Below are 20,412 nucleotides of genomic sequence, written 5' to 3' on the forward strand. Positions count from 1 at the left end.
CATGGAATTGCTAAGCGGAAACGAGGCCATCGCGCAAGGGGCCTGGGAAGCTGGCGCGCGCATCGGCGTCGCATATCCGGGCACCCCTTCGACCGAGACGCTCGAGGCGTTCGCGAAGAAGGACGGCGTCTACGCCGAGTGGTGCGTCAACGAGAAGGTTGCCGTTGAAGTGGGCATCGGCGCATCTGCCGGCGGCGCCCGCGTTCTTTCGACCATGAAGCACGTCGGCGTGAACGTCGCGGCGGACCCGCTGTTCACGGCTGCGTATACCGGCGTCGGCGGAGGGTTTGTCGTGCTGGCTGCCGACGACCCCGGCATGTACTCCTCGCAAAACGAGCAGGATTCCCACTACTACGCCTGCGCGGCGCATATTCCCATGCTCGACCCCGCCGATTCCGCCGAGGCGCTCGCGTTCACGCGCGACGCGTTCGAGCTTTCCGAGCGATTCGACGTGCCCTTCTTCATCCGCTCGTCGGTTCGCGTCTCGCATACGAAGACGCCGGTCGAGGTCGGGTCCCGAAAAGAGGTCGAGCCCGCTCCCTACGAGAGCAACCCTGCGAAGTGGGTCATGATGCCCGCGTTCGCGAAGCCGCGCCGCAAGGTGCAGCTTAAGCGCATCGAGGAGCTCACCGAATGGGCCGAGACCTGTACGTACAACCAGGTCATAAGGCGTGGCGACAAGATCGGCGTCGTGTGCGCCGGCGCGGTCTCCCAGCATGTGCTGGAAGGTCTGCCGGACGCGTCGGTGTTCAAGCTCGGATGCACGTGGCCTCTTCCCGAGAAGGCGCTTCGCGCGTTTGCCGAGAGCGTTGAGGCGCTCTACGTCGTCGAGGAGGCGTCGTGCTACTTGACCGATGCCGTCTCTGCGCTTGGGATCGACGTCGCGAGCTTCCCTTGCCCCCTGCCGCGCGACGGCGAGCTCTCGGTCGGGCTCATCCGCGCCGCTTTCGGTTTCCCCGAGCCCGCGCACGCTGCCGCCCAGGCAGACGTTCCGGGCCGCCCACCTGCGCTGTGCCCCGGCTGCCCGCATCGCCTCGTCTTCAAGGAGCTCTCGCGCTGCAAGGCCATCGTGACGGGCGACATCGGCTGCTACACGTTGGGCGCTTTGCCGCCGCTTTCCGCAATGGACACCTGCGTTGACATGGGCGCATCCGTGTCGATGGCCCACGGCTTCGAGCTTGCGTTCGCGGGTCGCGAGCATCGTCCCGTTGTCGCCGTGATCGGTGACTCCACGTTCGCGCATTCCGGCCTCTCGTCGCTCATCTCGACGGTTTACAACAAGGGCGCGGGCACCGTCTGCATCCTCGACAACCGCACGACGGCCATGACCGGCCGCCAGGGCAACCCGTTCAACGGCGAAACGCTCCAACACCGCCCCTCGCGCGAGCTCGATATGGAAGGCGTCTTGAAGGCGCTTGGCATCGAGGACGTTCGCACGGTCGATCCGCACGATGCGAGGGCCGTCCGTCGCGCCCTGAAAGAGGCAACTTCCGCTACCGATACGCTTTCGGTGATCGTCTTCAGGGCCCCGTGCGTTCTGCTCGAGCGTCATCGCGAGCCCGCATATGAGGTCTCTTCCCAGTGCACTGCATGCGGCGCGTGCATCACGCTCGGCTGTCCCGCGATTTCCAAGGACGAGTCGACCGGACAGGCGGTTATCGATCGCGACATGTGCATCGGCTGCGGGCAGTGCGCGCAGTACTGCGCACGCGGCTTCATCGTTCAAGATTAGGAGGAGATCCGATGAGTTCGAATACGAAAACGGTTCTTCTTTGCGGCGTCGGCGGTCAAGGCACGATTCTCGCCGCCGATTTGCTTGCCCGTGCTGCCGAGGAGAGCGGGCTCGATGTGAAGGTTTCCGAGATCCACGGCATGGCTCAGCGCGGCGGCGCGGTGACCACCGTCGTGCGATTCGGTGATAAGGTCCAGTCCATGATCGCCGATTTGGGCTCGGCGGACTGCGTCGTGTCGTTCGAGACGACCGAGGCGCTTCGCAACCTTCCCTATGTGAAGGAAGGTGGCAGCCTCTTTGTGAACGACGAGTCGATCAAGCCGCTTCCCGTCGCTACGGGGCGCGCCTCCATGCCCGAGCATGCGCGCGAGCGGTTGCGCGATGCGGGGGCCATGCTCATTCCCGCAACCGAGCTTGCCCGCAAGGCGGGCACCACGAAGGCTGCCAACGTCGTGCTGCTCGGTGCGCTCTCTCGCGCCCTCGGCTTCCCGACAGAGGTGTGGAACCGGGTCATCGCCGCGCGCGTTCCCGAGAAGTATCTCGATGTCAATCTCGAGGCGTTCAAGCTGGGTGCCTCGTTTTCCGCGGAATAAGCGAGAAGGAGTGGTCTTATGAGCGTTTCCCAAATCAGCGTCTTCATCGAAAGCGAGCCCGGCCATCTGGTTCGCGTGCTCGATTCCTTCGTCGAGGCGGGCGTCAACGTTCGCGGCTACAGCGCTTCCGATACCGGCGATTACGGCATCGTGCGCTTCATCGTCGATGATCCCGATGCGGCGCTCGCGGTGCTTCGCGACCAGAACGCCGCCTGCGCGAAGTCCGAGGTACTCGTGCTTCGCTTGGAGGACACGCCCGGCGAGCTCGCGCGCGTTATGGGAATCATCGCCGACTGCCACATCAACGTAACGTACAGCTATTCGCTCATCAGCACGTATATCGTCCTCTCGGTGAACGATGTCGCTGCCGCCGAGAGGATGCTCGAAAGCGAGCCCGTTGAGCTTCTGGGCCAGGAAGATCTTGCGCATCTCGTTGCGTAACTGCTGAGGAAAGTTGTGATGATAGTGAACAGTACCGCTGAAGAGATATTCGACCCCTCCGTGAAAGGCGCTGCTCTCAAGGCTGCTGCTGCGGGGAATTTCGACGTGCTTCCCATGTTCGACCGCGCCATGGAGACCTCGAGCCGCGAGCGTATCCGCGCAATCCAGCTTGAGAAGCTGATCGCGCAGGTTGCCTACACCTACGAGAACGTGGCGTGGTATCGCGACAAGATGAACGAGATGGGCGTTACGCCCGAGGATATCAAGACGCTCGAAGATATCCGCAAGCTTCCCTTCACCGATAAGAACGCGCTGCGCGAGACGTTCCCCTATGGGCTTTTCGCCCAGCCGCTCGACAAGATCGTCGAGATGCACTCGTCCTCGGGAACGACGGGCAAACCGATTGTCGTTGGCTACACCAAGCATGACATGGCCGTTTGGAGCGATTGCATCGCGCGTCTTGCCAGCATGGCGGGCGTCGTCCCGGGCGATCGCGTGCAGATGGCGTTCGGCTACGGCATGTTCACCGGCGGTTTCGGCCTCCATTACGGCTGCATGAAGCTTGGCTGTACGATGATTCCGGCGGGTTCGGGCAACACCGAGCGCCATATCCAGATGATCGAGGACTACGGTACGACTGTGATCATCGCGACGCCCACCTACGCGCTCCATATTTGCGAGGTGGGGGAAAAGATGGGCTACGATTGGGAGAAGTCGACGTTGCGCGTCGGGCTTTTCGGCGGCGAGCCCTGCCCGCCTGCGCTCAAGGCGGAAATCGAGAACCGCATGCACATCGTGTGCACCGACAACTACGGGTTGACCGAGGTCATGGGGCCGGGCGTGTCGGGCGAGTGCCTTGCTGAGCGCGATATGCAGCACATAGCCGAGGACCATTTCCTGTGGGAGGTCGTCGACCCGGTGACCGGCGAGCCCGTGCCTGAAGGCGAGATGGGCGAGCTCGTTTTGACGCCGCTCGACAAAGAAGGCATCCCTGTGCTTCGCTACCGTACGCACGACTTGACGCGCGTCGTTACCGAGAAGTGCAGCTGCGGCCGCACGCATGCGCGTATGCAGAAGGTCCGCGCGCGCTGCGACGACATGCTCATCATCCGCGGAACGAACGTGTTCCCGAGCCAGGTCGAGGACGTGCTCGCGGGCATCGAGGGCGTCACGCCGCATTACCTTATCGTGGTCGACAACGAGACCGGCCTTGACCGCATGACGGTCAACGTCGAGCTCAAACCCGAGGCGTTCAGCGACTCCTTCGAGGTGATGGACAACTTCCGCCAGATGGTCGCCGAAAAGCTCAAGGGCACGTTGCTTGTTGGCGTGAAGGTGAAGCTTGTCGAGCCGGGTGGCATCGAGCGCTCGACCGGCAAGACGAAGCACGTGAGGGACCTGCGCAAGTAGCGCTTTTAGCCTTTCCTCGATGCCGGCGGCGTTTGTCGTCGGCATCGTTGTCTTAGGGCCCTGGCTTGCGCGGGGCTTGGGGTTTGTTCTGGTTGTTGCATCATGAGGGAACGAAAGGGGGTTATGCGGTGAGCGAGAAGGTGGTCGGGCGTTTTGCTCCGTCGCCCACGGGGCGCATGCATGCGGGCAACATTTACGCTGCGCTTGTGGCTTGGCTCGTCGCGAAGTCCCAGGGTGGCGATATCGTTCTGCGCATCGAGGATTTGGACCGCGAGCGCTCGAAGCCGAAGTATATCGACGCAGTGCAGCGCGATTTCGAGATGCTTGGCTTGACATGGGATCGCGGCCCCTTCTTTCAGCACAATAGGGACGAGGTCTACGCTGCCGCCTTCGATTCGCTCAAGGAGAGGGGCCTTATCTATCCCTGCTACTGCACGCGCGCAGATTTGCATGCGGCATCTGCCCCTCATCGTGGGGAAAAGCTCGTCTATCCGGGAACCTGCCGGTCGCTTTCCGCCAAGGAGCGCGCGGCGAAGGAGGCTTCGGGGCGAATGCCTGCCATGCGGCTGCGAACACCTGACGAGATCATTTCGTTTCATGACACCATCCAGGGCGATTACTCCCAAAACCTTGAGCGCGATTGCGGCGACTTCCTCGTTCGCCGCTCCGACCAAGCTTTCGCCTATCAGCTCGCCGTCGTCGTCGACGATGCCGCACAAGGGGTGAACAGCGTGGTGAGGGGCGTCGACTTGCTATGCTCGACCCCGCAGCAGATCTACCTTCAGAACCTGCTTGGCCTACCGCATCCCACCTACGGCCACATCCCACTCCTCGTCGCTGAACGAGATCGACGGCTCTCGAAGCGCGATCGCGACGCATCGCTTGATGCCCTGCTTGCGAGGTTCGGCTTCCCTGAGGCGATCATCGGACATATCGCAGGAATCACGGGCCTTGCACCCACGGCGGATCCAGCAAGTCCCGAGCAGCTTCTTTCTTGCTTCTCGCTTAAGAACCTTCATGGTAGAATCCAGATAGCCTGGATTTGATAACCTGTCCGACTAGGGGATAGGCGGCGTTCTCGTCGTCGTATGAAAGAGAGGTTTCATCATGGGATACTCAAAGATTCTCGTAGGTTACGATTGCTCCGACGCTTCGAACCGCGCGCTTGCTGACGCTTATGAGCTCGTCGATCACGGCTTGGCCGAAGGTGTGGTTGTCGTCACGGTCACCGACTTGGCGAAGACGGGTGACCCGGCGTTCAATGCGGCCGCGCGCGCTGCGGGCGTTCTTCTTACCTCCATCGGCGGCGAAGAGGAAGCGCTTTCGAATTTGAAGAAGAACGTCGGTGATCGTGTCATCGGCCATGAGGGCGTCACGACGCTGCGCGTTGCGTTTGGCAAACCGCACGAGCTGATCATCTCGATCGCGAAGGCGGAGGGCTGCGGGCTCATCGTCATGGGAAGCCGCGGCTTGGGCGCTGTCCGCTCGATGTTGGGCAGCGTTTCGACGGCGGTCCTTCGCGAGTCGGAGATTCCCGTTCTCGTGACGAAGTAACGCCTTCCCACGTAGCTGTTTGCGGTATGATACTCGCCCTGCGTTCCGATGCCAACCTTCGGGATGCAGGGCATTTTTATGCGACGGGAATACGAGCACTCGTACGCGCTGCCGCCAATACGACAGAGGTGTTGACGCTGGTGGCGGCCTCTACGCTGGTGGCTGCCTCTTCCCTTAGGCGATGAAGGCGATGGCGCTGCTTGCAAAGATCGCGGCGGCGTAGAACGATCCGAGCGCGATGTTCACGCTGCAGATCTGCGCCATGGCACCGATGCGCGTTGGGGGCGCGAGGGGATTAGCCAAGAGCGCCTTCAGCAAAGGATAGGAAGCTAACAGCGCGAACACCAAGATGATCGCACCGCGCGGGAAGAACACCGCAACAACGACTACGATCGCGGCGATCCAGCAGAAGACGAGCGCGTGGTAGAGCTTGCGAGCACGCTGCCGGCCGAGCAGCGTGGGCAGCGTGCGGCGGTTCGACTCGATGTCTTTCTCGATGTCGCAGGTGTTGTTCGTCATCATGATGAGCCCGATTCCGATGATCGTCGGAATCGACCAGACAAGCACGACGAAATCGAGATGCCCCGTGAGGACTTGGTAGCACGCGAGCGGAATGAGCCCACCCATGACGAACCCGCTTACCACTTCTCCGATGGGAAGGTAGGAGATAGGCGTTTTGCCAGCTGAATAGGCGATGACGATCACCGCGCCGATGATTCCAAGGACAAGCGGGATCCATCCGGCGCAATAGATGACGTAGACGCCGATCGCGAAGGCGGCGACGAGCAATCCAATTGCCAGGCGAAGCGCCGACGCGGGGTTGATATGGTTGTACACGAGCACAGCGTCGGTTATGTCGACATTATCCTCTTCGCTGTCTGCGCCTTTGATGAAGTCGTAGTAGTCGTTGAAGGTGTTGACCGAAGCCTGCATGAGGATGCAGATGGCGAGCAGCGCGCACACCATAAGGACGTCGAGGGCGGGGGAGTGCACGACCGCGCAGCTTGTGGCGACGAGCACGGGCAGAATGGATGCGGGCCATGTGTGCGGAGCAGCAAGCTCGACAGCCATCTTCAACGTGAATCTCTCGTAGGGTTGCTGGTCTTTGCTTGAAGCTGATTCGGTCATTGTCTCGTTTTGCCCTTCTTGATATCTCAACGCGCCGCAATGCGCTACCATACTAAGAGGTATTCTACCGTTTTTTAGAAGGTGTGCTCGTTATGCGTCTGAATGTGCCCATATCCGTTCGCTACGGCGAAACCGATATGATGGGAGTCGTCTATCATGCCAACTACATCCTCTACTTTGAGGATGCTCGTGAGAAATATCTTGCTGAGCTAGGATTTCCCTATGCGGACTTGGAAGCGCGGGGACTTATCTCTCCCGTCCTCCATGTCGAGTGCGACTACGGCGAGTCCGTTCGATACGGGGACAAGGTTGTTGTGCAGCTGGCCGTCACCGCGCTCAAACCGACGAAGGTGCAGTTTCGCTACAAAGTCTTCGATGGAGAAGCGCTCGATTTCGACGTGGCGAAGCCGTTTGCGACAGGAATGAGCGAGCATTGTCTTATTCGGCGCGACGATTTCAAGCCGGTGAGCATGAAAAAGGCGGTACCGGAGCTTTACGAGCGCTATAAAGCGGCGCTTGAGCCAGATTATCAATGAGAATAACGGCAACGTTTGAAAGGGAGATTTCTCATGATTGAACTCGATGATTCCAAGACACTGTTTTCGTTCGACAAGGATTTGGAGCCGGTGCTGAACGTGCCGTCGGGCGAGACGGTGCGCATTCGCACGAAGGACTGCTTCGGCAACCAGCTACAAGGCCCCGAAGATCAACTGAGCGAAATCGACTGGGAGGCAATCAACCCCGCCACGGGCCCGATTTATGTCGAAGGCGCTGTTGCGGGTGGCACGCTGAAGGTTCATATCGACAATATCGAACTCGATGCGCAGACAAGTTCTTGCACCGGAAAAGACGAGGGTGTTTGCGGCGACCGCTTCAGTGACTGGGCGACGCATTTTTGCAAGGTCGAGGACGGCAAGGTCGTGTGGGATGAGCGCCTGAGCATCCCGCTTGCCCCGATGATTGGCGTCATCGGTGTTGCCCCCGAAGGCGAGCCGGTCAACTGCGGAACGCCGGGCAAGCACGGCGGCAACATGGACAACACCGCTATTGCCGCAGGTGCGACGCTGTATTTCCCCGTTGCCGTCGATGGTGCGCTGTTCGGTTGCGGTGACATGCATGCTGTCATGGGCGATGGCGAGGTGAGCGTGTCGGGCGCGGAAGTTGCCGGTTATGCGACGGTGACGCTGACCGCGTTGCCCGAGCTTTCGGTCCCGAACCCCCTGATCGAGAACGAAACGCATTTCGGCATCATCGTTTCCGCCGAATCGCTCGATAAGGCTGCCGAACTCGCGGTTCAGCAAATGGTCGACCTGCTTGCATCGCGTACCAACGAGTCGGAAGCTGACCTGGTCATGCTGCTCTCGCTTGTGGCCGACGTACGTGTCTGCCAGATGGTCGATCCCGAGAAGACGGTTCGCTTCATGGTCCCGAAATACGTGCTCGACGCTATTGGCTTCTCCTTATAAGGAGTGAACAAGGGTGCTTCCAAGCCCGCCGGGAAGGCCTTAAAGCCGCTGCTCGCTGCAGTCCTGGCCGTGTCGCTTTGCTCCCTCGTGCCCGCCGAGGAAGCGCAGCCATAGTCCTCGAGCGCGCCTTCGATTGGGGAATCCTAGAGTAAGCCCAGCTTCAAGCGCAGTGATTGCCCCCTTCCTCTTCATCCGAACTCGAAAAGGAAGGGGGGGGGTTTGCCTTCTTGAATGCATGGCTTGCGATTCGGAATGTTTACGTAATGAAAGACCTCGCCAAAAGAATGGGGGAGCCTGTCTGGTCTGTTTAAGCGCCATGGGATACACTTTTCGGTTTTGATAGCGTGAGTTACTCCGGCATCTCGTGGGGGAGCAGAGGCGCGAGGTAGCCTTTGTCAGCGAGCGCGCGCCCGATGGTCTCGAATGCCTCCTCGTCATCGGCTGCGATGAGATGGTAATGGTAGCCTGAGGTCGCGGTGCTCAATGGGGCTGACTTGCCGCTTTCGATGTCGTTGATGAAGCGCGAGATGTCTTCCTCTGTCTCGATGGCGAGCGGGGCGCTCAGAAAACCGTAGGCGCGATGGCTGATTGAGACGTTTACAACGCGCCCGCCTGCGGAAATGATCGTTTCAAGCTCATCTCTGGTTTGCTCGGGATCATGGCGTACCTTGAATGTGCGCTCAAGCGGTTTTTTATCGTCGGAGCATTCGGCTGCATCGGAATTCGCTTTATCTTCCTTCTCCGTCAGCTCGAGGTTTTCACGTGAGTTTTTCTCCAGCACATATCCCTGCGAGGTGCCGACAATGCTCGCCCCCGTTTCGCGTAAAAGCGCAATATCTTGCACGATGATTTGTCGGCTTACACCAAGCTGTTGGGCAAGGATTCCACCGGTCAACGGTTCGTCGCCGTTGTTCAGAAGAAGAAGCAGCGCCTCGCGACGTGTTTGCGCTTTCGATGTCATGATCGCGCCTCGCTTCCGTCAGTTTCTTTGTCAAGCAAGCGCAGGTGCTTCATGGACACATCGAGGATAGGAGAGGAGTGCGTCAATGCGCCGCTTGAAACGAAATCAATTCCCAGGTCGACGATGGAGCTTACATTTGCAGCGTCGATATTGCCCGAGCATTCCGTTTGAGCTTTACCATCGATGAGTGCTATGGCGGCGGCCATGGTGTTGTGGTCCATGTTGTCGAGCATGATGATGTCCGCGGTCGCATCCACTGCTTCGCGCACCTGATCGAGCGTTTCGTATTCGACCTCGATCTTACGCACGAATGGAGCATAGGCGCGAGCTGCTTCGATAGCTGGTCGAATACCGCCAGCTGCGGCGATGTGGTTGTCCTTGAGCATCACGCCGTCGGAGAGGTTATATCGGTGATTGTGGCCACCACCGCATCGCACAGCCTCTTTCTCGAACACGCGCATGTTCGGGGTGGTTTTGCGCGTGTCGACGAGCGTGGTCCCGCTGCCCTCAAGAAGCGCGGCAACCTTTCTCGTGTAAGTGGCGATGCCGCTCATGCGCTGAAGGTAGTTGAGTGCCACGCGTTCGCCCGACAGGAGCGTGCGAACATCACCGAATATAGTTGCTAGCTTTTGACCTGCGACGATATCGCTACCTTCTTCTGCATATCGTTCGACTTTGCTTTCGGGATCGAGAATGGCGAACGTCCGCTCGAACACGTCGAGGCCGCAGAGCACACCGTCGGCCTTCGCGATGAGGTCGACGGCGGCAGGGTGCGCTTCTGGCATGATAGCGGCAGTTGACACGTCCTCGTTGGTAATGTCCTCGGCCAAAGCGGCTCGAATGAGCGGCTCGGCGACGGTAGTCAGTGTTATGGGGTTCATGCGCACACGGCCTCCCTCGTCATGCAGAATTCCTTGTAAGCTTTCGCGTCGGCGCCGATCGGATGCTCGCTGTACGTTTGCGGAAGGGGCGACGGGAGGCGTTCCTTTCGGGCGATATCCCACGCTGCGCGTTGTGCGAACACGAGCGATTCGAGTAGTGAGTTGCTCGCGAGGCGGTTTTTGCCATGCACGCCGTTGCAGCTGGTCTCGCCAACGGCGTAGAGCGAAGGCATGGTGGTAGCGCTGTGCCGATCGACATGCACTCCTCCCATGAAGTAATGCTGTGCGGGAACGACGGGAATCGGTTCTTGCGTTATGTCGTAGCCTTCTGTGAGGCAGTGTTCGTAAATATGATTGAAATGGCCCATGATTTCGTTTTTCGGAACATTGGTAAAGGAGAGCCGCACGTAGTCGGAACCTTCTTTGGCCATTTGCTGTTCGATAGCTGCACTCACCACATCGCGCGGTTGAAGCTCGTCAGTGAATCGCCTTCCTCGTGCATCCAGCAACACAGCTCCTTCGCCACGGCAGGATTCCGAGATAAGGAATGCGCGTCCAGGTTTGGAAGTATAGAGCGATGTGGGGTGAATCTGTACGTAATCGGTATGCTCGAGTGCTATGCCGTGAGCTTGTGCAATACGTAGCGCGTCTCCGGTGAGGCAGGGGAAGTTGGTGGATCGCTCGTACATCCCGCCGATACCCCCGCATGCCCAAACAGTGGCGTTTGCGGAGATGGATACCGTCCGCCCATCGTCGCTGTGCGCGACAACACCTCGACAGCGCTCGCGAGCGTTCTTCTCTCGAGATGCCTGGCGAACACCTCGACTGCTTCGGATGCCAACAACCTCTTCGGTGAGGATATCGTCCATGCAGGTATTTTCGAGGATGCGCACGTTCGCTAATAGCTTTACTGCTGCCAAAAGCTTCGTTGTGATTTCGGCGCCGGTGGTGTCTTGGTGGTAACAGATGCGCGCGCGGCTGTGAGCGCCTTCGCGGGTATAGCGCAGCGACCCGTCATCGTTTTGGGCGAAGTCAACCCCAAAGCTCATCAGGTTGTCGATAACGCTGCGACTCGCGCGAATCATAAGGTCCACGCTATCGCGACGGTTCTCGAAATGGCCTGCTCGCAAGGTATCTTCGAAGAATGACGCGTAATCGTTGGCGTCATACTGCACGCAGATGCCTCCTTGAGCCAACATGGAGTCGCATTCGTCGAGTGTGGTTTTCGCCAACATGATGACGGACAGCTCGCGCGGAAGGTTGAGCGCACAGTACAGGCCCGCAACGCCGCAACCGACGATGACCACGTCGCAGTAGAGATGTTCGATTCGTTCGTCCATGTTGACCTACTTTGCTGCGTATTCGAGCATGCGCTCAAGCGTCAGGCGTGCAGCGGGGGCGAGACTCTCGTCGACGTGCACCTCGTAAGGCTTCGGATTGCGTAGGCAGGCTGCAAGTTTCGGCAGCGTGACCAAATCCATGTTCTCGCAGCGGGGGGTCGTGGTGGGGAAGTGAAATCGCTTGCCAGTGCCAGCGTTTCTGCGGATGAGCTCGCGCAAGATTCCCACAACGGTGCAGATGATGAAGTCTTTTGCGTCGGAAGCGGTTGCGTGTTCGATCATGCCTTTTGTGGAGCCGATGAAATCCGCTTCGGCCAGCACATCCGCCGGGCATTCAGGATGTGCCATTACCACGGCATCGGGGTAGGCTTCCTCAAGATCGATGACCTGCTTTCGACTGATGGTCATGTGTCGTGGGCAATAGCCCTTATTCAGGATGACATGCTTATCGGGAATCTGCTCGGCAACGTAGCGACCTAAGTTCATGTCAGGAATGAACAGCAGGTTGCGCTGCGGCAAGGAGCTGCAGATCTTCACGGCGTTCGAAGAGGTGACGCATACGTCCGACCATGTTTTTGCTTCGGTGGTAGAGTTCACGTAGCATACGACGGCGAGATCGTCGGCGTACTTCGCGCGGATAGAGTCGATGTTGGCCTTGCGGATCATGTGCGCCATCGGGCAGTCCGCAGCAGGTTCGGGCAGGAGCACCGTTTTCTCAGGGTTCAGCAGTTTCGCCGATTCTCCCATGAATTCCACGCCACAGAGTACGATGGTCTGCTGAGGAAGGTCAACGGCAAGCTTTGCCAGCGCGAAGCTGTCTCCAACGTAGTCGGCAACATCCTGCACCTCGGGTGGCACATAGTAATGAGCCAGGATGACAGCATCTCGGCGTGTTTTAAGCCGCTTGATTTCGACCGACAATGCTTCGATGTTGACGGCTGCGCCGTGTTCCGCTGATGCTAGAGCATCTGAGGCGTGCGTTGCGTTTGGCTTGGAATCGCGATTGCCTAGTTCGTTCATGCTTGCTCCATGTTTCGTATCGTTGCTCACGGATTGAGTATGACGTAGCACTTTACACATGACTTGTCATCTGTAAAGTGCACACCTTATCTTCATTTGTTTTAGTTTACATAACGCCTATTATCAATCATTTATATCTAGTATAAGAGCGAATGCATGGTGAATTAGCGAACCCTTGAATGGGCTTTTGATTGAAGCGTGGTTTGGCTAGCCGAAACGCTATCGTTTCTCTAGCCCCAGGTGGACGTAGCTGTTCCTGCGGTGTTTACTGCACCGCCCCCGAAAAGCGTAGTCAGGTTACCGGTCTGTGAGGCTTCGAGCACGGCTGGCATCACGAGCGCCAGCGAAATGACATTAAGGACAAGCGCTATCGTGCAGATAATCAGTGCAATGGCGCCTGGTTTTGCCGCTTGCATGACCTTTTGCGAAAATGCTTGGTCTTGCGGTTGTTCTTTCAGCATGGTATTGATTCTCGAACGAGCTATCAACGAGCATATAAGTCCTGCCGTACTCAGCAAGACTCCGCCGATGATGAGCGAGACAGGTCCAGCGATGTTGGCGAACGTAATCAGTTTCCTCGTTGAGGCGAGTTTCTGCTCTTTTTCTTCGCTATTCCGCACTGCTATCCTTCGTCTCGTAAATTATCAAGTTGTTGACCTGGGGTTTCATATATGAAGCTCTGAGAGCCGTTCTAAGGTACGATCTTGGTTTCTTTGGGCAACTATGCCGTGGAAATCGTTAGCTTTGAACGCCGCTGCTTCCGAATCCGGAGTCGCCGCGCTCGGTTTCGTCCAATGAGTCTCTGCATTCGAAGTTTGCGTTCTCTACCTTCATGATAACGAGCTGAGCAATGCGGTCGCCTTTTTGCGCTTGGAAGGTATCTTTTGGGTCAAGATTGATCAGTGTAACTTTCAGCTCGCCTCGGTAGTCGCTGTCGATAAGTCCCGGCGTGTTGACGATAGATATTCCGTGCTTCACAGCAAGGCCGCTCCTCGGCATAACAAAGCCTGCATAGCCTCTTGGCAGTGCGATTGCGACTCCTGTTGGAACGAGCTTTCGTTCGAAGGGCTTGAGCGAAAAATCTTCGGCTGAGCGCAGGTCTACGCCTGCGTCGCCCTCGTACGCATACCGGGGAACCTCCAAGGTTTCATCAAGCCGCTTAATTGGAACGAGTAACTGTTCTGGCATGATTTATCGCAACTCCTCAAGTGCTTCAGCGAATTCTTCAATGTTTTGAAAGTCTTTGTATACGCTCGCGAACCTGACATAGGCGACATCGTCGAGCTTTGCAAGGCGCTTCAGCGCCATATCGCCAAGTTCTTTCGATCTTATTTCGGTGCGTGAGGTATTGCGAAGCTCGGTTTCGATGCTGTCGATCAAGTCGTCGACCTGCTCTTTTGAAATCGGTCGCTTGGCGCATGCGATAAGCAGGCCCCTAAACAGCTTGTTGCGATCGTAGGCTTCGGACGAGCCATCGACTTTAACGATGACAAGCGGGTTATCGCCCAAGCGCTCGTATGTTGTGAATCGGCGTTGGCATTTCAGGCACTCTCGGCGCCTTCTAATCGATGTTCCGTCTTCGGATGGGCGTGAGTCTACGACTTTTGATTCAAGGTAGCCGCAGGAGGGACAACGCATGCGCATGCTCCTTTAAACTTTACTTCTGTTAAAGGTATCATACCGTATGGATTGTCCGTTCCGGCTTTGATCAGGATGTCCGCACAATTGAAGATGCGGACATCACCAAAAGGTTTCTTACAGGAAAAACAGGATAAACGAAGCGATTGTCATTGCGACGCCGCATGCGATTGCGTGTGACGGCTTCATATCGCTGTGAGAGACGCCGCGTAAGGTTCCTTCTTTGAGGCTTCGCACCATCTTGCGATCATCGAGTGGCGTGGTGAAGAGCGCTTTGAGTTGGGAGAAGTCTGAAGGCTGTGCCGCCGTGCTGTTCTGTTCGAAAGACTCCCAATCGAACTCGTTTTGCGCAATAGCTGGGAACTCGATGATGGTCGCAGATTGCGATTGCTCTGCTGAACTGGGCTTCAGCGCGGCTGATCCGTGTACGGGGTACCTCATTTCGAAATTTCCCATCTTTGTGCCTCCTTGCCCTTGCGTAGAACCTTTGTTCGCGTTTATAATAAATCGAACAAAGGTTCACGTCAATAATTATTTCAAACATTTGTTCGATTTACTGAAAGGACGCACTATGGCCGCCAAAGTGACGAAGCGTCAACAAGCTGTTCTCGATTGCATTGAGGATTGCATTCGGGAAAAGGGCTACGGGCCGACGGTTCGTGAGGTATGCCATGCTCTGGGGCTTTCCTCCCCTTCTACCGTCCATGTCCACCTGAAGGCTCTCGAAGAAAAGGGCCTTATCAAACGAGACCCTTTAAAATCTCGATCGATCTCGCTTACCTACCCTCTTGAGGGCTCATCGGTGCAGGCGAGCTCCGTTCCAGATGTCGTTCAGCCGAGCTTTAGTAAAATCGTGAACGTGCCGCTTGTGGGCGATGTCGCTGCGGGTGTGCCAATTCTTGCTGAAGAGAATATTACCGACACGATTTCCCTTCCGACCGACATTGTCGGTGATGCTCCCTCGTTCCTCTTGTCCGTGCGCGGTGAATCAATGATCGAGGCAGGCATCAACGACGGCGACTATGTGGTCGTTAAGGAGCAGCCGGTTGCCAACAACGGCGATATTGTTGTCGCCATCATCGACGACGGGGCAACCGTGAAGCGCTTCTACAAGGAGAAGGACCATATTCGGCTTCAGCCGGAGAACTCCTCCATGGATCCGATTATCACCACAAATTGCTCTATTGCGGGCAAAGTTGTTGCGGTGTTTCGTCGTTTGTAAGGTAGGGCTGAAAGGCGCTCACGTAGCTCTGGGGGACGAACATCGTGATGACAGTCCCCTGTTCTTCGTGAGTTTCGCTCACGATATGACAGCGTTCATGAGCCTTCGCAACAAGAGCCCCTTTTGCGTAGGGAATGAGGACGCTCATATGCGTATCGGCAGCTGAGGCAGCTTGTGCGATTCGCTTGACGAGCTCCTCAATCCCCTCTCCTGTTGCAGCGGATATCGCAATCGCCTGCGGGTAACGGGACTTGAGAGCGCTAATGTCTTTGTCGCTCAGCAGATCGCACTTGTTGAATACCTCGATTCGGGGAATCGATTGAGCGCCGATTTGCTCGAGCGTCTCGTCGACGGCATCGCGTTGGCCCTCTCGTTCGCTTGAGGAAGCATCAATTACGTGCAGAATCAAATGCGCTCCCGTGATTTCATCGAGTGTCGACTTGAATGCCTCAACCAAGGTCGTCGGCAGTTTTTGAATGAACCCAACAGTGTCGGTGACGGTTATTTCACGCCCTTCGGGCAGCTCGAACTTCCTTGTCGTGGAGTCGAGGGTTGCAAAGAGCTTGTCATAGCTGAGGACATCGGCGTCGCAGAGGCGGTTGATCAGGCTTGATTTACCTGCATTGGTATATCCGGCCAGAGCAACGCGGAACATGCCGCTCGAATATCGTTCCTCGCGCTGCAGCGATCGCACGTCGGCTAAGTGGGCGAGCTCGCGCTTGATGGAGGTAATTCGCTTGCGCACCATCCTTCGGTCGACCTCGAGCTGGCTTTCACCTTCGCCGAAGCGCGATCCGACGCCGCCGCCCATGCGGTTCGAGGCGAGATGCGCCCACATGCCACGAAGGCGGGGGTAGAGATATTGGTTCTGCGCGAGGCGCACCTGAAGCCTGCCCTCTTTCGAGGAGGCGTGGAGTGCGAAGATGTCGAGGATGAGCGCCGTGCGATCGATGATCTTGACGCTCTTATCGACGGTCTTTTCAAGGTTGGATTGCTGCGACGGAGTGAGCTCGTCGTCGAATATGACCAGGTCCGCCGCATATGAGCGAGCAAGCTGGGCAATCTCTTCCGCTTTGCCCGTTCCGACGAACGTTCGAGGGTTGGGCGATTCGAGCTTCTGCGTCGTCTTGGCGACGGTGTCGGCGCCCGCCGTGTCGGCGAGTCTCTCGAGTTCCGCAAGCGAAGATTCGAGGGACCACTTCTGGTTCGGGCGGTCAACGCCGACGAGGATTGCACGTTCCCGCTGTTCCTCGAACGTCGTTTGCGCTCCCTTGGTGAGTACCGAGGCGAACTGCTCCATGCTTACAGGACTACCGTTCCCTCGAATGCCTCGGCGGCAGGTCCTGTCATCATGACATGGTCGTCGTCGGTCCAAAGGATATGGAGCACGCCACCGCGGAGGATAAGGTCGTTTTCGCGCCCAGTGCGCTCGGTCAGCGCGGCAGCGACGCACGTTGCGCATGCGCCCGTGCCGCACGCGAGGGTCTCTCCGCAGCCGCGCTCGTACACGCGCATCTCGATACCCTTATCGCTGATGTGGGCAAACTCGATATTGGCCTTCTCGGGGAATACGGGGTTCGACTCGTAGAATGCTCCGATTTTCTCAAGGTCGAGCGTCGCGAGAGACCTTTCCTCGGAAGTGAACAGGCCTTTCGGCAGTGTGTTGAAGTCGTTGATGAAGGTGATCGCATGAGGGTTGCCCATCGAGACGCAGGTGAAAGCGAACGGCCCCCAGGGTGAGTCGATTTCGATTTCGCGAGCATAGGCCGCGCCCGCTGGAGACGTTGCGTTCGCCTTGGCGTTAACGGGAACCTCGCTCGGCTCGAGGATCGGATGGCCCATATCGACCGTTGCTTGGGTCATCTTGCCCTCATCGTCGACAGTGAAGCTGATCGGCTTCGGTCCTGCGAGCGTATCAGCGACAAACGAGCCGTCGCTCGCCTGCACGTATCCACGGTCGACGAGGAACTTCGCGAAGCAGCGCACGCCATTACCGCACATTTGGGCAAGCGTTCCGTCTGAGTTGATGTAGTGCATATAAGCGGCGCACTCCGGTCGCTCGGAGGGGCGCACAAGAATGACGCCATCGGCACCAATGCCGAAATGCCGATCGCAAAGCCAGGAAACCTGGGACGTGGTCAGCTCGATCTCATTAGAAAGATCGTCCACGAAGACAAAGTCGTTGCCAGCTCCGTTAAGTTTGGTGAATGAAAGCTCCATAGGTGCATGTCCTCTTTCTGTTGGCTTAGGCGCCCATTGTACCAAGTGAGTGTTGCGCTTGTGTTGCGATTGCCTCGGCGTTTCCGGAATCCGCGTCAATCCATGCAATTCGCGTATCTTTGCGGAACCATGTACGCTGTCGTTTTGCGTATCGCCGTGTTGCGGTCTTGATCTGCTCGATGGCTTCATCAAGCGAGATATCACCGTCAAGCGCGGATACGATTTCCTTGTATCCGATAGCCTGAGGTGCGGTGATACCCTGGCGAAAGCCTTTGTCGAGCAATCGTTCAACCTCGCAGACGAGACCACATTCGATCATGTTGTCTACACGCCGTTCGATTCGCTTGTTGAGTATTTCTGGATCGACGGCGAGTCCGATAAACTTGGCAGGAACAGCTTGCGGGATCGATGCGAGATTCTCCTTTTGGATCGCATATGTTGTACCCTCTTCGAGAAGCTCAAATGCCCTGATCACGCGCCTTACGTTGTTCGGGTGGATAACGGACGCGCTTTCGGGGTCGCGCTCGTGTAGCCGCTCCCAAAGCTCATCGGCTCCGTTGTCCTCGTAGTAGGCAGTCCACTTTTCGCGTACGGGGTTGTCGACCTGCTCCCCTTTCGGGAAGTCATAGGCGTCGATTGCCGCGCGGACGTAGAGTCCCGTTCCCCCGACAAGCAGCGCTCTCTTTCCACGTTTGTCGATATCAGAGAAGCATTCTCTTGCATACTGTTGATACAAGGCTGCCGAATACGGCTCCCCCGGGTTCACGAGGTCGAACCCGAAATGGGGAACAAGCCGTTCCTCTTCGGGAAGTTTGCCAGTGCCAATGTCCATGCCGCAGTAAATCTGCATGGAGTCGGCGCTCACCACTTCCCCACCGAGATTTTGCGCAAGCAGCTGCGCAACGTCGGTCTTTCCTGATGCCGTCGGACCAACGACGCAGATGACAGGGCGCATAAGCGGAAGGCTGATGGCCGTCTTCCCCGTTTCGTCGATCATGGCGTTTAGAGACGATCGTCCACGCCCAGCACGTGGCCCGAAAGGTACCATGTCTTAGCGTCGTCGATCTTGACGTTCACGAACGTGCCGGCAAGTTCGCTCGGCGTTATACCCTGCGGAGCGAGCGCGTGCACGGTTTGATTCTTGGGGCTTTTGCCTGCGATCATTCGCTCATCACGCTTCGAGGATCCCTCCACAAGGATAGGGACAACACTTCCGACATCCGGTTGGTTGAGCTCGAATGCGCGCTTTTGGACAAGGTCGACAAGACGATCGAATCGCTCCTGGATAACCTCGCGCGGTGTGGAGTCTTCAATCTGAGCCGCAGGGGTACCTTCACGCTTCGAGTAGATGAAGGTAAATACCTGATGGTAGCCTACCTCTTCCACGAGGCGATACGTGTCCTCGAAATCTTTCGCAGTCTCGCCTGGGAAACCGACGATGATGTCGGTCGACAGGGCGATATCGGGTCGCACGTCGCGAATCTTGCTGATAAGGCGCAGGTAATGGTCACGCGAATAGCGCCTGTTCATTGCTGCGAGAATGGCGTTGGAGCCCGACTGCACGGGAAGGTGGAGCGCAGGCATGAGCGATCGCAACGAACCGAACTTCTCAATAACCTCGTCGGTAAGATCCTTCGGATGGCTCGTTGCAAAGCGAAGCCGTTCGATTCCCGTTTGGTCGACGGCGTCGAGGATGTCGGCAAAACGAGGTTTTCCGTAAAGGTCGCGGCCGTAGGAGTTCACGTTCTGCCCGAGCAGTGTAATTTCTTTCACGCCGGAAGCGACATAGCGCTCGGCCTCGGCGACGATATCCTCAATCGAACGTGATTTCTCGCGACCGCGGACATAAGGAACGATGCAGTAGGAGCAGAAATTGTTGCATCCGATGGTGATGGGTAGCCACGCCGCCCAAGAATGCTCACGGCTTGTCGGGAGCTCGGTCGGGAATTCGGATGAGGCGGCGAGCACCTCGACCTGCTTCCCCTGTCCCTCAATAGCCGCCTCGAGCAAACGTGGAAGCGACCCGAGGTTGTGCGTGCCGAACACGACATCGAGATGAGGAAGGGCCTCAGTGAGCTTCTCCCCGTCGCGCTGCCCGATGCAGCCGCCGACAGCGATGACGCGCTTCGACAGAGGAGATTCTGCACGAAGTGGAATGTTTTTCATGGAGGCGACCTGGCCATAGAGGCGCGTATCGGCTGCTTCTCGGACGCAGCAGGTCATAAAGACCACGACATCGGATTCCTCAACGGTTTCTACCATGAGTGCTCCGAGCGCCTCGAGCATGCCCGCTATGCGCTCGGAATCGTGTTTATTCATTTGGCATCCGAAGGTGTGGATGCAGAACGTAAGCCCATTGATGGGTGAATGCATGCGGTATCAGCGCTCCGTAGGGTTGGCGGTTTTCTGTTCAGCGGCGATGGAAGGTATCACAGCGCCGCGCGGTTCAACGGTGAAACGGATGGCGGTTCGGTATTCGCCATCGATGACGATGTCGGCAAAGGATGGGGCGCATACGATTTCGATGCCCACGGGAGATAGGAAGCCACGCGAGATTGCGATGGCTTTGACCGCTTGGTTCACGGCACCGGCCCCTACCGCTTGGATGTCGACGTGAAGTCCATCCTTGATCATGCCAGCGATCGCTCCAGCGACAGATGCAGGAGAGGATTTCGACGACACTTTTAAGCAGCCGATTGACGGCTGCGATTCCGATGGGGTTGTCACGAGCATTTCCTTGTCGTTTCGTAGTGTGTTTCAGTGGTGGTATTTATGTCACTGAGAGAAATGATAGCAATTACTCATC

Annotated in this window: 23 protein-coding genes; 9 read left to right on the forward strand and 14 right to left on the reverse strand. The window is 57.6% G+C overall.

Annotated features, from left to right (window positions below; all coding sequences use genetic code 11):
* The first annotated feature begins 1 nt into the window (after nucleotide 1).
* The 6 genes from Q0I65_RS00860 to Q0I65_RS00885 all read left to right on the forward strand — a co-directional run bounded on the left by Q0I65_RS00860 (nucleotide 2) and on the right by Q0I65_RS00885 (nucleotide 5,730).
* Nucleotides 2-1,732, forward strand: a complete 1,731-nt coding sequence (locus tag Q0I65_RS00860; protein WP_296058790.1) for a thiamine pyrophosphate-dependent enzyme — start codon at nucleotides 2-4, stop codon at nucleotides 1,730-1,732.
* 11 nt (nucleotides 1,733-1,743) lie between these two features.
* Nucleotides 1,744-2,325: an indolepyruvate oxidoreductase subunit beta gene (locus Q0I65_RS00865; protein WP_296058792.1), complete on the forward strand. Its 582-nt coding sequence runs from the start codon at nucleotides 1,744-1,746 to the stop codon at nucleotides 2,323-2,325.
* Nucleotides 2,326-2,343: 18 nt separating this feature from the next.
* Nucleotides 2,344-2,766 (forward strand): amino acid-binding protein, encoded by a 423-nt coding sequence (locus tag Q0I65_RS00870; RefSeq protein WP_296058793.1) that lies wholly within the window; start codon nucleotides 2,344-2,346, stop codon nucleotides 2,764-2,766.
* A gap of 18 nt (nucleotides 2,767-2,784) precedes the next feature.
* Nucleotides 2,785-4,176, forward strand: a complete 1,392-nt coding sequence (locus tag Q0I65_RS00875; RefSeq protein ID WP_296058795.1) for a phenylacetate--CoA ligase — start codon at nucleotides 2,785-2,787, stop codon at nucleotides 4,174-4,176.
* Nucleotides 4,177-4,304: 128 nt separating this feature from the next.
* The gene (gluQRS, locus tag Q0I65_RS00880) at nucleotides 4,305-5,222 is read left to right on the forward strand and encodes a tRNA glutamyl-Q(34) synthetase GluQRS (RefSeq protein ID WP_296058797.1); all 918 of its coding nucleotides are present in this window, start codon (nucleotides 4,305-4,307) and stop codon (nucleotides 5,220-5,222) included.
* Nucleotides 5,223-5,283: 61 nt separating this feature from the next.
* A complete protein-coding gene (locus tag Q0I65_RS00885) occupies nucleotides 5,284-5,730 on the forward strand; it encodes a universal stress protein (protein WP_296058800.1) in 447 nt (148 codons plus the stop codon).
* Nucleotides 5,731-5,904: 174 nt separating this feature from the next.
* Here the strand turns inward: Q0I65_RS00885 and Q0I65_RS00890 are convergent, their stop codons facing one another.
* Entirely contained in the window at nucleotides 5,905-6,858 is a 954-nt protein-coding gene (locus Q0I65_RS00890; RefSeq protein ID WP_296058802.1) for a prenyltransferase, read from the reverse strand.
* A 92-nt stretch (nucleotides 6,859-6,950) separates the two neighbouring features.
* On the opposite strand from Q0I65_RS00890, the gene Q0I65_RS00895 reads away from it, so the two are divergent.
* Both Q0I65_RS00895 and Q0I65_RS00900 read left to right on the forward strand, forming a co-directional pair.
* Nucleotides 6,951-7,394, forward strand: a complete 444-nt coding sequence (locus tag Q0I65_RS00895; protein ID WP_296058804.1) for a thioesterase family protein — start codon at nucleotides 6,951-6,953, stop codon at nucleotides 7,392-7,394.
* Nucleotides 7,395-7,427: 33 nt separating this feature from the next.
* Nucleotides 7,428-8,324, forward strand: a complete 897-nt coding sequence (locus Q0I65_RS00900; RefSeq protein ID WP_296058806.1) for an acetamidase/formamidase family protein — start codon at nucleotides 7,428-7,430, stop codon at nucleotides 8,322-8,324.
* Nucleotides 8,325-8,673: 349 nt separating this feature from the next.
* On the opposite strand, the gene Q0I65_RS00905 is transcribed toward Q0I65_RS00900, so the two are convergent.
* The 8 genes from Q0I65_RS00905 to Q0I65_RS00940 all read right to left on the reverse strand — a co-directional run bounded on the left by Q0I65_RS00905 (nucleotide 8,674) and on the right by Q0I65_RS00940 (nucleotide 14,620).
* Nucleotides 8,674-9,285, reverse strand: coding sequence for a transcription repressor NadR (locus tag Q0I65_RS00905; RefSeq protein ID WP_296058808.1), 612 nt, complete (start codon nucleotides 9,283-9,285; stop codon nucleotides 8,674-8,676).
* On the reverse strand, nucleotides 9,282-10,166 hold the full coding sequence (gene nadC, locus Q0I65_RS00910; protein ID WP_296058809.1) for a carboxylating nicotinate-nucleotide diphosphorylase: 885 nt from the start codon (nucleotides 10,164-10,166) through the stop codon (nucleotides 9,282-9,284). The genes Q0I65_RS00905 and nadC overlap by 4 nt, the downstream gene beginning before the upstream one ends.
* The gene (locus Q0I65_RS00915) at nucleotides 10,163-11,506 is read right to left on the reverse strand and encodes an FAD-binding protein (RefSeq protein ID WP_296058811.1); all 1,344 of its coding nucleotides are present in this window, start codon (nucleotides 11,504-11,506) and stop codon (nucleotides 10,163-10,165) included. The genes nadC and Q0I65_RS00915 overlap by 4 nt, the downstream gene beginning before the upstream one ends.
* A gap of 6 nt (nucleotides 11,507-11,512) precedes the next feature.
* Nucleotides 11,513-12,526, reverse strand: a complete 1,014-nt coding sequence (gene nadA, locus Q0I65_RS00920; RefSeq protein WP_296058812.1) for a quinolinate synthase NadA — start codon at nucleotides 12,524-12,526, stop codon at nucleotides 11,513-11,515.
* A 230-nt stretch (nucleotides 12,527-12,756) separates the two neighbouring features.
* Entirely contained in the window at nucleotides 12,757-13,146 is a 390-nt protein-coding gene (locus Q0I65_RS00925) for a hypothetical protein (protein WP_296058814.1), read from the reverse strand.
* A 118-nt stretch (nucleotides 13,147-13,264) separates the two neighbouring features.
* Nucleotides 13,265-13,714 (reverse strand): dUTP diphosphatase, encoded by a 450-nt coding sequence (gene dut, locus Q0I65_RS00930; RefSeq protein WP_296058816.1) that lies wholly within the window; start codon nucleotides 13,712-13,714, stop codon nucleotides 13,265-13,267.
* Nucleotides 13,715-13,717: 3 nt separating this feature from the next.
* Entirely contained in the window at nucleotides 13,718-14,164 is a 447-nt protein-coding gene (gene nrdR, locus Q0I65_RS00935; RefSeq protein ID WP_296058818.1) for a transcriptional regulator NrdR, read from the reverse strand.
* 117 nt (nucleotides 14,165-14,281) lie between these two features.
* Nucleotides 14,282-14,620 (reverse strand): hypothetical protein, encoded by a 339-nt coding sequence (locus Q0I65_RS00940; protein WP_296058820.1) that lies wholly within the window; start codon nucleotides 14,618-14,620, stop codon nucleotides 14,282-14,284.
* Between the two features lie 115 nt (nucleotides 14,621-14,735).
* Between Q0I65_RS00940 and lexA the strand changes: the two genes are divergently transcribed.
* The gene (gene lexA, locus Q0I65_RS00945; RefSeq protein WP_158048547.1) at nucleotides 14,736-15,386 is read left to right on the forward strand and encodes a transcriptional repressor LexA; all 651 of its coding nucleotides are present in this window, start codon (nucleotides 14,736-14,738) and stop codon (nucleotides 15,384-15,386) included.
* Here the strand turns inward: lexA and hflX are convergent.
* Genes hflX through Q0I65_RS00970 form a run of 5 tightly spaced genes read right to left on the reverse strand, consistent with a single transcriptional unit; the run spans nucleotide 15,346 to nucleotide 20,303 of the window.
* Nucleotides 15,346-16,686, reverse strand: a complete 1,341-nt coding sequence (gene hflX / locus Q0I65_RS00950) for a GTPase HflX (protein WP_296058823.1) — start codon at nucleotides 16,684-16,686, stop codon at nucleotides 15,346-15,348. The two genes, lexA and hflX, sit on opposite strands and share 41 nt — an antisense overlap.
* 2 nt (nucleotides 16,687-16,688) lie before the next feature.
* A complete protein-coding gene (gene dapF / locus Q0I65_RS00955) occupies nucleotides 16,689-17,606 on the reverse strand; it encodes a diaminopimelate epimerase (protein WP_296058825.1) in 918 nt (305 codons plus the stop codon).
* A 25-nt stretch (nucleotides 17,607-17,631) separates the two neighbouring features.
* Nucleotides 17,632-18,603, reverse strand: coding sequence for a tRNA (adenosine(37)-N6)-dimethylallyltransferase MiaA (gene miaA / locus Q0I65_RS00960; protein ID WP_296058827.1), 972 nt, complete (start codon nucleotides 18,601-18,603; stop codon nucleotides 17,632-17,634).
* A gap of 5 nt (nucleotides 18,604-18,608) precedes the next feature.
* Entirely contained in the window at nucleotides 18,609-19,979 is a 1,371-nt protein-coding gene (gene miaB / locus Q0I65_RS00965) for a tRNA (N6-isopentenyl adenosine(37)-C2)-methylthiotransferase MiaB (protein WP_296058829.1), read from the reverse strand.
* A gap of 6 nt (nucleotides 19,980-19,985) precedes the next feature.
* The gene (locus Q0I65_RS00970) at nucleotides 19,986-20,303 is read right to left on the reverse strand and encodes a stage V sporulation protein S (protein ID WP_366513193.1); all 318 of its coding nucleotides are present in this window, start codon (nucleotides 20,301-20,303) and stop codon (nucleotides 19,986-19,988) included.
* Nucleotides 20,304-20,412: the final 109 nt, after the last annotated feature.

Origin of the sequence: uncultured Ellagibacter sp., assembly GCF_934643285.1 — a bacterium.
Lineage (GTDB): Bacteria > Actinomycetota > Coriobacteriia > Coriobacteriales > Eggerthellaceae > Ellagibacter.

Coding starts and splice junctions, on each gene's coding strand:
- lexA (WP_158048547.1), top strand. CDS start 14,736: ATGGCCGCCAAAGTGACGAAGCGTCAACAAGCTGTTCTCGATTGCATT.
- Q0I65_RS00905 (WP_296058808.1), bottom strand. CDS start 9,285: ATGACATCGAAAGCGCAAACACGTCGCGAGGCGCTGCTTCTTCTTCTG.
- Q0I65_RS00915 (WP_296058811.1), bottom strand. CDS start 11,506: ATGGACGAACGAATCGAACATCTCTACTGCGACGTGGTCATCGTCGGT.
- Q0I65_RS00870 (WP_296058793.1), top strand. CDS start 2,344: ATGAGCGTTTCCCAAATCAGCGTCTTCATCGAAAGCGAGCCCGGCCAT.
- Q0I65_RS00860 (WP_296058790.1), top strand. CDS start 2: ATGGAATTGCTAAGCGGAAACGAGGCCATCGCGCAAGGGGCCTGGGAA.
- Q0I65_RS00865 (WP_296058792.1), top strand. CDS start 1,744: ATGAGTTCGAATACGAAAACGGTTCTTCTTTGCGGCGTCGGCGGTCAA.
- nadA (WP_296058812.1), bottom strand. CDS start 12,526: ATGAACGAACTAGGCAATCGCGATTCCAAGCCAAACGCAACGCACGCC.
- Q0I65_RS00895 (WP_296058804.1), top strand. CDS start 6,951: ATGCGTCTGAATGTGCCCATATCCGTTCGCTACGGCGAAACCGATATG.
- Q0I65_RS00940 (WP_296058820.1), bottom strand. CDS start 14,620: ATGGGAAATTTCGAAATGAGGTACCCCGTACACGGATCAGCCGCGCTG.
- Q0I65_RS00885 (WP_296058800.1), top strand. CDS start 5,284: ATGGGATACTCAAAGATTCTCGTAGGTTACGATTGCTCCGACGCTTCG.
- nadC (WP_296058809.1), bottom strand. CDS start 10,166: ATGAACCCCATAACACTGACTACCGTCGCCGAGCCGCTCATTCGAGCC.
- Q0I65_RS00875 (WP_296058795.1), top strand. CDS start 2,785: ATGATAGTGAACAGTACCGCTGAAGAGATATTCGACCCCTCCGTGAAA.
- miaB (WP_296058829.1), bottom strand. CDS start 19,979: ATGCATTCACCCATCAATGGGCTTACGTTCTGCATCCACACCTTCGGA.
- miaA (WP_296058827.1), bottom strand. CDS start 18,603: ATGATCGACGAAACGGGGAAGACGGCCATCAGCCTTCCGCTTATGCGC.
- dut (WP_296058816.1), bottom strand. CDS start 13,714: ATGCCAGAACAGTTACTCGTTCCAATTAAGCGGCTTGATGAAACCTTG.
- dapF (WP_296058825.1), bottom strand. CDS start 17,606: ATGGAGCTTTCATTCACCAAACTTAACGGAGCTGGCAACGACTTTGTC.
- hflX (WP_296058823.1), bottom strand. CDS start 16,686: ATGGAGCAGTTCGCCTCGGTACTCACCAAGGGAGCGCAAACGACGTTC.
- nrdR (WP_296058818.1), bottom strand. CDS start 14,164: ATGCGTTGTCCCTCCTGCGGCTACCTTGAATCAAAAGTCGTAGACTCA.
- Q0I65_RS00900 (WP_296058806.1), top strand. CDS start 7,428: ATGATTGAACTCGATGATTCCAAGACACTGTTTTCGTTCGACAAGGAT.
- Q0I65_RS00890 (WP_296058802.1), bottom strand. CDS start 6,858: ATGACCGAATCAGCTTCAAGCAAAGACCAGCAACCCTACGAGAGATTC.